Genomic DNA, 12,137 nt, shown 5'->3' with positions numbered 1-12,137 from the left:
ATACGCATGCCGGTGCTTGCACCGGCATACGCCATCAACACCTGCTTAAGTATTACTGGTATCTAACGCGTCAAAACCTTTCACTAACTCGTCTAACGCTTTCATTTGTTGTAAATAAGGCTCTAGCTTCGCCAACGGCAGTGCACAAGGCCCGTCGCATAGTGCTTCATCAGGATTTGGATGAGCTTCAATAAACAAGCCCGCTAAACCTAGCGCCATACCGCTTCTTGCTAGCTGTGCCGCTTGAGCACGGCGACCATCGGCAGACGTAGCACGGCCACCCGGCATCTGAAGTGCGTGCGTTGCATCGAATATTACCGGGGCATATTCTTTCATAGCGTCCATACCCAGCATATCTACAACTAGGTTGTTGTAGCCAAAGCAGCTGCCACGCTCACAAAGGATCACCCTATCATTACCCGCTTCACCTAGTTTTCCTATGATGTGACGCATTTCGTGTGGTGCTAAAAACTGAGGTTTTTTAACGTTTATTACGCTACCTGTTTTAGCCATGGCAACAACAAGGTCGGTCTGACGTGCTAAAAAGGCAGGTAACTGAATAACATCAACCACTTCTGCCACAGGCGCTGCTTGGTGCGGTTCGTGCACATCAGTGATAAGCGGAACGTTAAAGGTCGACTTAATTTCTTCAAAAATACGCAACCCTTCTTCCATGCCAGGCCCACGGTAAGAAGTCACTGATGAACGGTTCGCTTTATCAAACGAAGCTTTAAAAACGTACGGAACATTTAGCTTTTGCGTTACTTCAACGTAGTGTTCGGCAATACGCATAGCAAGGTCGCGAGACTCTAGAACGTTCATGCCGCCGAACAGTACGAAAGGTAAATGGTTGGCAACCTCGACGTTACCTACATTAATAATCTGTTTAGATTCAGACATTATTTATTTCCAATTAAATCTTAAAAAAGAGGTTGTTTAGTTACAGCAACCATAGCTGTTGCCAATAGGACCGCCAGTGCGGCGACGAAGAAGCCCCACTTGCTTAGCTTTGTCTTAGCTTTTTTAAGCGCAAACAGTCCAAACACGATATACAACACTACACCAATAACTTTAAATGTGAGCCATGCATTAACAAAAGGATATTGAGACAAAATAATGCACAGCCAGATTGCGCTGGCTAATAGTACGGTATCAATGATATGAGGGAGAATTTTAACCCATTTTTTGCTAAGGGCTGTAGCGTCGAATTGGCTCCATATAAAACGAAAGACAAAAAATAGAATACTTAAGCCTACCGCCGTTAAATGTAGGTGTTTTGCCATCATGTACATAATGTGTTCCTGTTCTTATTAGATAGTGAAACTGCCGCTGACTACTTTAACACATGTGTTATTAGACCTATTGAGTTTTACTTAGTAGCAAAACTCGACAGATTCAGAATACGAGTAGCAGACTAAAAAAAACAGGCGCATGTAGCACCTGCCTTCACTTTAATTATGACGCCTGTTTAGAGGCTGTTATTGTAACGTATTACAGTACGTAAATAACGGAGAAATAAATCATTATGCGTCAGGGAATTGAGCTTGAATTGCCATAAAGGCCGGAAGGTCATTTAGCATACATTGAACTAAATAAGGGTCGAAGTGCTTGCCACTTTCCTCTTTCAATACGGCTTCAACCTTATCAATTGTCCACGCTGGCTTATACGGCCTTGCGTTTAACAGTGCATCAAACACATCAACTAACGTGGCAATACGGCTTTTTATATCAATTTCTTCGCCTTTAAGCCCGTCTGGATATCCCTTTCCATCCCAGCGTTCGTGATGCTGCTTTGCTAACATTGCTGCAAGTTGGATAGTGGGCCGGCTTGAATCTCGCAAAATCTGGTAACCAAATTCAGCATGCTGACGTATTTTAAATACTTCCTCTTCGGTTAACGGCGTCGTTTTGTGCAAAATAGATTTAGGCACTATAGACGTCCCAATATCATGGAGTGGCACGGCAAGGCGTAATGCGTGGATGTCTTGCTCGTTCAGCCCAACCTTTTCTGCCAACAGTTGCGCCATTTCAACCATTCTTGTGAGGTTATTTGACGCATTTGACTCATGCTCTAACGCTCGACCTAAACGCTCAATTATTTCTTTCTGCGTCGCTTCAACATCAACGGTTTTAAGTACATTGTCAAAAGCAAGCTGAACACTGTCTGAAAAGCGTTTTACCAGATGACGATCACTTTCCCCTATTCGCCTTGGTAATCCTGACAAGTACAAGAGTGCGCCATTGTGACTTTTACTGTTGCAATAAGCCACAACGTGATCTTCTGCATAAACAATTTGCTTATCGCGCATGGCCCTTGCGCACAGGGCATATTCTTGTGCGCTAATCGCGTCTTTTAAAGGCACCCCTTCCTTACTGGCGTACTCACCGTTGCCAGCAAAAACATATAGTTCGTCGTCACCCAGTTTGGTGTTGCTGGTATTAATAGTACGCGATGTGGTTGCCACCGCTGTAGTAATGTAGGCTGCATCCTTTGAACAGCCCAGAATAGACGCCAGCTGTTGAATGATGCCCTGCATAAATTTTTCGAGGGAACGGGAAGAAAATAAATCTACAGACGCATCTATAATTTTTTCAAGGCCGCGTCTATTTTCTTCGATAACGATAATATCTCGATATGAGCGGAGCGCTGCAATGATAACAGTAAAAAGTTTTTGCGCGGTCAGTTCGGTTTTCGACTTGTAGTCGTTGATGTCGTAATTAATGATGACATCTTTTTCTGGGGCTTGGCCGGGTTGTCCGGTACGCAAGATAATACGTGTGAAATGATTGTCTAATTCGTTACGAACATACTCGGCCACTTTAAGACCGGCGTCGTCAGTCTCCATAACAACATCAAGTAACACAACGGCGATATCATCATGGGTTTTGAAAATGGCCTTCGCTTCCTCTCCGCTATAGGCACTAACAAACTCAAGGGTTTTGCCATTTAAGCTAAAGTCATTTAGCGCCAGCTTAGTAACGGCGTGTACTTCGGGTTCATCGTCAACAATGAGTACTTTCCAGCTACCCAGATCATCTACTTCACTTTCATCGTCATCTTCTGCGAAAAGAAAGTCATCATTCATCTGGTACATCCTGTAGTATAAGAGATTGTTTAACTTAGTGCTTTTTGAGGTCTTATAACCGCTTAATAGATACTAATGTAAAACAAAATATAAGCAAGTTTGCAATTAAATTTTGATAACTACAGGAAAGATAATTTCTTTGAAGATTGAAACCTATTTCCACTGTCCCAGCGTTACACGCTCATTGTCGCCGTAGTCTTTAACGGTTTTGACGTTCACAAATCCCGCATCTGCGAGCAAAGCGTTAACCGCTACCCCTTGGTCAAAGCCGTGTTCGAATGCAAGTAAGGCACCTTTATTGAGATATTGAGGCGCACTATTAATGATGTGTTTGATGTCGTCTAGGCCGTCACTGCCCGAGGTTAATGCTGTTTTAGGTTCAAAACGCACATCGCCCTCATTAAGGTATGGACTGGATTCTTCTATATAAGGTGGGTTTGAAACAATAATGTCGAAGGTTTGACCTGCTAGCGCACTAAACCAGTCACTTTGCACAAAATGCGCATTGGCTATGCTATTAGCTTGAGCATTGCGGGTAGCAAGCTTCACCGCCCCCGCTTGGTAGTCTACGCCAGTAACGGATGCTTCTGGTAGTTCGCTCGCTAATGCCAGCGCAATAGCGCCAGTGCCTGTTCCCAAATCACAGATTGATAAAGATGCAGAAGAGTGTTGATTTACCCAATTAAGCACTTGCTCAACCAATACCTCAGTATCCGGTCGTGGAATTAATGTATCTGGCGAGGTAAACAGTGACAGGGTCCAGAAATCACGCTTGCCGATAATATACGCCACGGGCTCACCCTGTTTACGCTTGGCCACATCCGCTTCAAATTGCGCTCTCTGGGCGGCGTCCAAGATTTTATCAGGCCATGTGAATAGATAAGTTTGTGACTTACCTAGAATGTTCGCCAACATGACTTTTGCATCAACAGAGGGTGACTCCCCACCCTCTAGTTGTTCAGCAGCCCATGCTAGGGCGTCGTCTATGCGCATTGTTTTTCTATAAACAGTTTATATAACAAGACAGCGTTATTCGTCCGAAAGAGAGGCCAACAGATCGGCCTGATGCTCTTGCAAAATTGGGTCGATAAGCTGCTTAAGGTCACCTTCCACCACTTCGTCTAAACGATAAATAGTTAGGTTGATACGGTGGTCGGTTACACGTCCCTGCGGGAAGTTATAAGTACGAATTCGCTCAGAGCGGTCACCGCTACCGACTAGGCTCTTACGAGTAGAAGCCTCTTCTGCTGCTCGCTTCTCTTCTTCAATCTGATTTAAGCGCGCTTGAAGTACCGACATCGCTTTCGCACGGTTTTTGTGCTGTGAACGCTCGTCCTGACATTCCACTACCAAGCCTGTTGGCAAGTGAGTAATACGAATAGCCGAGTCGGTTTTGTTAACGTGCTGACCACCCGCACCTGATGCACGGAAGGTATCGATGCGAAGCTCTGCAGGATTAATTTCAATTGCCTGCGACTCTGGAATTTCTGGTAATACCGCCACAGTACATGCCGAAGTATGGATACGGCCTTGCGATTCGGTTTCTGGTACACGCTGTACGCGGTGACCGCCCGACTCGAATTTCAACACGCCGTACACGCCATCGCCGCTAACATTCGCAATGACTTCTTTATAACCGCCGTGCTCACCTTCATTGGCGTTAACCAACTCTACACGCCAGCCACGACTTTCGGCATAACGGCTGTACATGCGGAACAAGTCACCTGCGAATATTGCCGCTTCGTCACCACCCGCACCTGCGCGAATTTCCAAGAAACAGTTGTTATCATCGTTAGGATCTTTAGGCAGAAGTAGCACCTGAAGTTCAGTTTCAAGGCGTTCAATTTCCGCCTTGGCTTCTTTCATCTCTTCCTGTGCCATCTCGCGCATTTCAGCGTCATCTTCGTTCAACATTTCCTGCGCTGAAGCCAAGTTTTCTTGTGCTTGCTGATAAGCATTAAAGCCTGCCACTACATCTTCTAGCTGACTAAACTCTTTTGACAAGTTGCGAAACTTATCCTGATCGCCGATAACTCCAGGGTCGCCTAACAACGCCTGAACTTCTTCGAAACGCTCGACTAAGTGTTCGAGTTTCCTAACTACCGACTCTTTCATATGCTTTTTATTACCTTATTTATTATCGTCTGACGAAAAGTCAGATAAATCTAATGCCTGTCCCATCCATCGGCTTAACGCCGGGTCATCGTGCATGGCAGCCTCGCGTAACGCTAAGGTAGTTGGGTGCAATAGCGTATTGGTTAATTTATACGCCATTTCTTCTAATACCGTTTCGGCATTTTTACCTTCTGCTAATTGCGCTTTGGCTTTTTCCACAATATCGTCACGCTGTGCCATGCCTTTTTGGCGATACTGTCTTACTAAATCTATCGATTGCTGTGACTGCTTCCACGTCATGTAGTCGCCAGCTTGCTTGTCGATGAGTTTCTCTGCTTCTTTTGCTGCTTGCTCGCGGTTTTCTAAATTCTTCTGAACAATATGCTGCAGATCATCAACAGTATAAAGGTAGGCATCGCCTAACTCGTTAACCTCTGACTCAATATCTCGCGGTACCGCAAGGTCCACCAAAAACATCGGCATGTTTTTGCGCTGTTTAAGAGCTTTCTCCACCATGCCTTTACCAATCAAAGGCAGTTGGCTAGCAGTAGAGCTTATCACGATATCAAAGTCTTTTAAGTGTTCTGGCACCTGCGATAAGGTAAACACACTGGCATCTAGTGTTTCGGCTAAGGCTTCTGCTCGCGCTACGGTTCTATTCGCCACCGCCAAACAGCTCACGCCCTGCTCTTTCAAATGCTGAGCCACCAGTTCAATGGTTTCGCCAGCTCCCACTAATAGCACTGAACGTTTTGGTAGTTCAGCGAAAATATGTTTTGCCAGCTGCACGGCTGCATAAGCCACGCTTACCGCGTTTGCACCTATATCTGTTTCACTGCGAACTCGCTTCGCCACTGAAAACGTATGTTGAAACAGCTTATCAAATTCGCTGCTCACCATACCTGAGTGTTTTGCATCGCCAAACGCCTGCTTCACCTGACCTAATATTTGAGGTTCACCTAATATTAGTGAATCAAGCCCGCTGGCTACGCGCATAATGTGCTTTACCGCTTCATCCTGGGCGAGCACATAGCTGTTGTTGGCAATCTCTTCTACGTCTAGATGATGAAAGTCACTTAACCATTGTAAAAGCTTTTGACCTGTATCGTCTTGAGTATTTACGTAAAGCTCTGTGCGGTTACAGGTCGACACAATGACAGACTCATCTACGCCTTCCAGCTTTTTTAAACTCGCAAGCGCTTCCACCAGAGAATCTGGTGTAAAGGCCACTTTTTCGCGAAGTGCTACTGGTGCTGTTTTGTGGTTAATACCGAGGGCGAGTAAAGTCATTAAAATCTGTGCTGGCAACGTCGGAGCGGCATTGTACGAAAAACCCAAAATGATTGAAAGTGTTGGTGAAACTGTGTTCCCATAATGTCATAGCTAAATATGTTTTATTTTTATACAGGTAACACGCCTTAATGATTCGCTTAACTACCCTACTGTTGACCTTTTGCTTTATATTAAGTGCATGTACAACCGCTCCCAAAGGCCCAGAAAACGCGGTAAACCTTACGGCTCAACTTGAAAAGGTTGCTGAAGTTCACCAGTGGCAAATGCGCGGAAAAATTGCATTTCGCCAAGGTAAGGAAGCGGCCAGCCTTAATTTAGTCTGGAAAAACGATTCCGGTGATTTTGATTTTCGATTAACCAATTTTTTAGGGGTAAGTCTGGTTAACCTTAATGTTACCCAGCAACAGTCAGTATTAGAAGCGGATGGCGAAACGTACGTTGATGCCCTACCGGAACCACTTATTTACCAGATCACGGGAATGGTAATTCCGGTGAAATCACTGTTGTCTTGGGTAAAAGGACTACCGCTGGACGGTGATAAATTCACCCTAACTGAAAAAGGGTTGGTTGATACCCTTGAAAGCTATTGCCAAGGATGTCGAAATTGGCAAGTTGCTTACGGTAACTACGGAAGTGTTGAGCTAGATGATGGCACATCTGTATGGTTGCCTCACAGCATAACGCTTACTCAAAACGAAACCCCGGATATGCCTCAAACTCAGCTTAAAATTAAAATTTATCAGTGGACTCTGTAGTGAACTCATCTGTTTCTAAACAAAAAGATTGGTGGCCTTCCCCCGCTAAACTGAATCTTTTCTTACATATTCTTGGCCGCTACGACAACGGCTATCACCAGCTCCAAAGCCTATTTCAAATGCTGGATTACGGCGATGCACTCGCCTTTGACATAAGCACAGACGACACAACCATACGCATGGAAACCCCACTGGATGGTGTGCCAGACGATGACAATTTAATTGTAAAAGCAGCGCGACTGCTGGCAACAAAAACAAAATGTAATAAAGGTGCCGTTATTTCGTTAGACAAACGCCTTCCTATGGGGGGCGGTATTGGCGGGGGTTCATCGAATGCCGCAACCACGTTAGTGGCGCTTAATCACCTTTGGAATACAGGGCTAAGTGAAGATGAACTGGCTGAGCTTGGGTTAGCTTTAGGCGCTGATGTACCTATCTTTGTGCGAGGTCTAACGGCATTTGCAGGAGGCGTTGGAGAAGAGATAACGCCAGCTCCGCAACAAGAAAAGTATTTTTTAGTGGCTAATCCTAACGTGCATGTCAGCACAGCCGAAGTTTTTACCTCGCCGGATTTGCCCAGAAATACACCAGCGATGCGTTGGGAAGACTATAAATTTGAAAAAACTTGGAATGATTGTCAGCAATTAGTCGCGAATCGCTATCCTGAAGTTGCAAAATTATTACAGTGGTTGGTACACTACGCACCGTCGCGAATGACGGGCACAGGTGCATGCGTGTTTGCCACTTTTTCTGACTACACTTTAGCCGAACAAGTTAGGGCTCAAATGCCTGAAGCTTGGCAGAGTTTTGTCGCAAAAGGTGTGAATCGCTCACCACTATTAGACAAATTAGAACAACAAAAATAGTGTGTACGCCACATCGGACAAGAACTTAAAAATTGGGGTATAGCCAAGTTGGTAAGGCAGCGGGTTTTGATCCCGCCATTCGTAGGTTCGAGTCCTGCTACCCCAGCCAAACCTCTTTTATCAACGCACTGAGGAACCACTTGTGCCAGATATGAAGCTCTTTGCAGGTAATGCCGTACCAGAACTTGCCCAGAAAGTTGCCGATCGCCTCTACACCAAACTTGGAAATGCCAAAGTTGGCCGTTTCAGTGACGGTGAAATCAGCGTAGAAATTCATGAAAACGTCCGTGGCTCGGACGTTTTTATTATCCAGTCTACGTGTGCGCCTACTAACGATAACCTTATGGAACTTATTGTGATGATCGACGCATTACGTCGCGCATCAGCTGGTCGTATTACAGCAGTAATTCCGTATTTTGGTTATGCACGCCAAGACCGTCGTGTTCGTTCAGCTAGGGTGCCAATTACTGCGAAAGTAGTGGCTGACTTCCTGTCTAACGTTGGTGTCGACCGCGTACTTACTATCGACCTACACGCCGAACAGATCCAAGGTTTCTTTGATGTTCCGGTAGATAACGCATTCGGTACTCCTATCCTTCTTGCCGACATGGTAAGACGTGACTTTGCCGACCCAGTAGTCGTTTCTCCTGATATTGGCGGTGTTGTACGTGCACGTGCTACTGCGAAACTACTTAATGACACCGACCTTGCCATTATCGATAAGCGTCGCCCTAAAGCGAACGTGGCTCAGGTAATGAACATCATTGGTGACGTGAAAGACAGAGACTGCATCATTGTCGATGACATGATTGACACAGGCGGTACACTTGCAAAAGCAGCAGAAGCGCTAAAAGCGCATGGCGCGCGCCGTGTTTATGCTTACGCGACTCACGCCATCTTTTCAGGTAACGCTGCAAACAATCTTAAAGAGTCTGTTATTGACGAAATTATCGTTACCGACTCTATCCCATTAAGTGCAGAGATGAAGCAAATTGGAAAAGTAAAACAGCTTACTTTATCTGAGATGCTTGCTGAAACTATTCGTCGCATCAGCAACGAAGAGTCTATTTCAGCAATGTTTGAGTACTAACTCGCACTAAAAAGCGAGTGAGACAACGTCTTTCAATGGCATTGTTTCACCCGCTTCTTTTATACGAAGTATTGATTAATTATCAATTTCGTCTTCTTCATCGTCTTCGGGCATGTCCACGTCTACAACAGGCACTTCAACTTCTTTAGTCTCTGTTCTTACATCAACATCTACCGTATCCACGTCATACTCAGGCAACTCACCGCCCTCAACGTCAATATCTGGCATTTTGCCGTCATCGGTTTTCTTTACTTCATATTCAGGTAATTCGCCAGACTCCACGTCGACATCAGGCATTTCACCATCATCGGTCTTATTAACGTCACATGCACTTGCCGCTAATGCTAGGCTCGATACTGCAAGAATTTTAGTTAAATGCTTCATTTTCTCTCCTTAAAAACGCTGCTATGGATAACCCTAGTTAAAGGTATGTTTGATATGTAATACATCAACGTTGGATTAATCGTAGGTAACCCTATCGGAGTCATTACATAAACCATTGTGAATATTGCAGAGTCTGTGCCAACCCCCTTCCAAAACTCAACTTCCGCAAAATAGAAAAAATGCTGTACTGTCTGACTCAACGTAATTAATTGAGAAAATGTGGAAAACAATGCCGCTAACAACAAGGTGAAATATCACTTTAATTACAATCACTTACTGGGTAATTAGTTAAATTTATTTTTAACATCAATTAGTAGAGCGCCTTTTTATAGCGATAAATACATGCGGTTTTCTTCTAGCGTATCCTTGCCTCATTAAGAAAATTCACAAACTTTACTTCTATCTAAAATAAGCGCAATTTTCAGTTGTAGTGTAAAAAAAATGTATACGATCCTGTGTTTTTTGTAGAAATTACTTAAACGGCGTGGAAGACTGTTTTTGGGAAAAGAGTTAATGGGCAGTAACACTGTTTAAATTGTGATTTACTGTTTTTTCAGCGCTAATGTTATGACCCTATACTCATTTGATAGAGGAATAAAAGAATGAAAAACAATCGATTAAAACTAGCACTTATATTCACTTCTGCTCTTACACTTATCGCGTGCTCTTCAGAAGAAGAGAATAAGGACGTCACAATGGTAGATAAAGAAAAGCAAATACATTCTGAGACAGAGTCTATGGCAAAAGAGCTTGTCGCCGAGCCTGTAACTCAAGCCGAAGCAGTAGAAGATAATGTTAAAAGCGAAGTGACCATGAAGGGCAGTATTATTTATAAAGATCTCGAAGGCGGTTTTTACGCTTTTATTGCTGAAAACGGCGACCGTTATACGCTGCATGGCCTAGACGAGACCTATCAAAAGAACGGCCTTATTGTGGAAGTTAAAGGTACGCCTAAACCTGACATGATGACCTTTACGCAATTTGGTACGGTGCTTCAAGTATCCAGCGTAAAAGTACTCGATACCAGTAAAGTCATTGATAATTTACAAACACAATGATCGTGAATGTAGCATGATCTTGAATATAGTTATGTGTGTAGCAAATTACTTGTTCAGGTAGTTAACCAAGCGATTTCGCAATTATAGAATTATTGCTTTCGCGTAAATACTGCGTAGCAGCACTTAAAAGGACGGTTATTGATGATAAATGCATATGCCGCTAAAGAAGCGGGTGGAAAACTGGAAAAGTTTCAATACGACCCTGGTAAGCTCGGTTCACATGATGTTGAAATAGACGTTGAAAGCTGTGGTATCTGCCACAGCGACCTAAGCATGCTCGATAATGAGTGGGGCATGACAGAATATCCCTTTGTACCTGGCCACGAAGTTGTCGGCACAATTAGCCAAATAGGCGAACATGTAACGTCACTTAAGGTGGGACAGCGTGTCGGTTTAGGCTGGCATTCAGGCTACTGCAATAGTTGTAGAACCTGCGAAAAAGGCGATCATAACCTGTGTGCCGATGCGACTATGACCATTGGTGGTCGTCACGGTGGGTTTGCAGATAAAGTGCGCGCCCAAGCACGTGCCGTTATTCCCCTTCCCGATACAATCGACAGCACAAAAGCCGGGCCTCTGTTTTGCGGCGGTATTACCGTCTTCAACCCGCTTGTCCAATTTGGTATTAGTCCTACCAGTGAAGTGGGTGTGGTCGGCATTGGCGGCCTAGGACATCTCGCTCTACAGTTTTTAAATGCATGGGGATGTAAAGTGGTCGCTTTCACTTCAAGCGACTCCAAAAAGAAGGAAGCGCTTGAGCTAGGTGCATCGGATACGATTAATAGCCGGGATGAAGATGAAATTAAAAAAGCGCGCGGTCGGTTTGACTTAATTATTTCAACCGTAAATGTAAAGCTAGACTGGAATTTATACCTATCTACATTGGCACCGAAAGGCCGACTACACTTTGTAGGCGCCACGCTTGAACCTCTGGATATTGGTGCATTTAACTTAATTGGTGGTCAGAAAAGTGTGTCGGGTTCGCCAGTAGGAAGCCCCGCAACCATCAAGACCATGCTAGATTTCGCAGCACATCATAATATTGAACCTGTGACCGAAACGTTCAAGTTTGATGACGTAAATGACGCAATTGCGCGATTAAGAGAAGGTAAAGTCCATTACAGAGTGGTGCTTACGAAGTAAACGGCTGTAAAAAATGGTGCTATGCTCCAAGAGCCGTTTGATCTTATTGAGCCGTGGAAAGATGACAATTAGCGGTTCAGTTAGTCTTCACAACAGGCACCTTAATATAAACACAATATAAGCGCTAAGGTCCGCTTATATTGTGCGTTTTTATTGTGAACAACGCGAATGCTTACATTTGCTTAGCTAGATATTTTATCTGCCTTTATAATTGTATGTTTTGGTAGGTGGTGTTAGAATTCGCCGCCCTTGAATTTTGGGCTGGTGTTTTATTGCGCATAGAAAATTATTTTTAAACGTAGTTTACACCATTTTACCGTGGGTTTTGGTCGCAAAAATCCACATCA

At 44.2% G+C, this 12,137-nt stretch carries 12 protein-coding genes and 1 tRNA gene; 6 read left to right on the top strand and 7 right to left on the bottom strand.

Going from position 1 to position 12,137, the window contains the following annotated elements; translation table 11 throughout:
• Positions 1 to 45: 45 nt before the first annotated feature.
• The 6 genes from kdsA to hemA all read right to left on the bottom strand — a co-directional run bounded on the left by kdsA (position 46) and on the right by hemA (position 6,491).
• A complete protein-coding gene (kdsA, locus tag AC27KT_RS04185; protein WP_487127638.1) occupies positions 46 to 900 on the bottom strand; it encodes a 3-deoxy-8-phosphooctulonate synthase in 855 nt (284 codons plus the stop codon).
• A gap of 20 nt (positions 901 to 920) precedes the next feature.
• The gene (locus AC27KT_RS04180; RefSeq protein ID WP_487127636.1) at positions 921 to 1,292 is read right to left on the bottom strand and encodes a SirB2 family protein; all 372 of its coding nucleotides are present in this window, start codon (positions 1,290 to 1,292) and stop codon (positions 921 to 923) included.
• A 231-nt stretch (positions 1,293 to 1,523) separates the two neighbouring features.
• Positions 1,524 to 3,086: a DUF3369 domain-containing protein gene (locus AC27KT_RS04175; RefSeq protein ID WP_487127634.1), complete on the bottom strand. Its 1,563-nt coding sequence runs from the start codon at positions 3,084 to 3,086 to the stop codon at positions 1,524 to 1,526.
• Positions 3,087 to 3,239: 153 nt separating this feature from the next.
• Entirely contained in the window at positions 3,240 to 4,079 is an 840-nt protein-coding gene (gene prmC, locus AC27KT_RS04170) for a peptide chain release factor N(5)-glutamine methyltransferase (protein ID WP_487127632.1), read from the bottom strand.
• A gap of 36 nt (positions 4,080 to 4,115) precedes the next feature.
• A complete protein-coding gene (prfA, locus tag AC27KT_RS04165; protein ID WP_014997976.1) occupies positions 4,116 to 5,201 on the bottom strand; it encodes a peptide chain release factor 1 in 1,086 nt (361 codons plus the stop codon).
• A 15-nt stretch (positions 5,202 to 5,216) separates the two neighbouring features.
• Positions 5,217 to 6,491, bottom strand: coding sequence for a glutamyl-tRNA reductase (hemA, locus tag AC27KT_RS04160; protein ID WP_014949017.1), 1,275 nt, complete (start codon positions 6,489 to 6,491; stop codon positions 5,217 to 5,219).
• A 131-nt stretch (positions 6,492 to 6,622) separates the two neighbouring features.
• On the opposite strand from hemA, the gene lolB reads away from it, so the two are divergent.
• The 4 genes from lolB to AC27KT_RS04140 all read left to right on the top strand — a co-directional run bounded on the left by lolB (position 6,623) and on the right by AC27KT_RS04140 (position 9,205).
• Complete coding sequence (gene lolB / locus AC27KT_RS04155; protein ID WP_487127629.1) at positions 6,623 to 7,249, top strand: lipoprotein insertase outer membrane protein LolB; 627 nt, start codon at positions 6,623 to 6,625, stop codon at positions 7,247 to 7,249.
• Positions 7,249 to 8,115: a 4-(cytidine 5'-diphospho)-2-C-methyl-D-erythritol kinase gene (gene ispE / locus AC27KT_RS04150; protein WP_487127627.1), complete on the top strand. Its 867-nt coding sequence runs from the start codon at positions 7,249 to 7,251 to the stop codon at positions 8,113 to 8,115. Before lolB ends, ispE begins: the two co-directional genes overlap by 1 nt.
• 33 nt (positions 8,116 to 8,148) lie before the next feature.
• Positions 8,149 to 8,224 (top strand) — tRNA-Gln (locus AC27KT_RS04145).
• Positions 8,225 to 8,257: 33 nt separating this feature from the next.
• Positions 8,258 to 9,205, top strand: a complete 948-nt coding sequence (locus tag AC27KT_RS04140) for a ribose-phosphate pyrophosphokinase (RefSeq protein ID WP_014949014.1) — start codon at positions 8,258 to 8,260, stop codon at positions 9,203 to 9,205.
• A gap of 75 nt (positions 9,206 to 9,280) precedes the next feature.
• On the opposite strand, the gene AC27KT_RS04135 is transcribed toward AC27KT_RS04140, so the two are convergent.
• A complete protein-coding gene (locus tag AC27KT_RS04135; protein ID WP_076011865.1) occupies positions 9,281 to 9,589 on the bottom strand; it encodes a hypothetical protein in 309 nt (102 codons plus the stop codon).
• A 602-nt stretch (positions 9,590 to 10,191) separates the two neighbouring features.
• Between AC27KT_RS04135 and AC27KT_RS04130 the strand changes: the two genes are divergently transcribed.
• Positions 10,192 to 10,647 carry a ribose-phosphate pyrophosphokinase gene (locus AC27KT_RS04130; RefSeq protein ID WP_487127624.1) on the top strand — a complete coding sequence of 152 codons (456 nt, stop codon included), beginning with the start codon at positions 10,192 to 10,194 and terminating at the stop codon, positions 10,645 to 10,647.
• Between the two features lie 141 nt (positions 10,648 to 10,788).
• Positions 10,789 to 11,790, top strand: a complete 1,002-nt coding sequence (gene ahr, locus AC27KT_RS04125; RefSeq protein ID WP_487127622.1) for an NADPH-dependent aldehyde reductase Ahr — start codon at positions 10,789 to 10,791, stop codon at positions 11,788 to 11,790.
• Positions 11,791 to 12,137: the final 347 nt, after the last annotated feature.

The organism is Alteromonas sp. 5NW40-0090, assembly GCF_057552975.1.
Note: the sequence above shows the minus strand (reverse complement) of the source record. Positions and strands in the feature narration are given on the sequence as shown.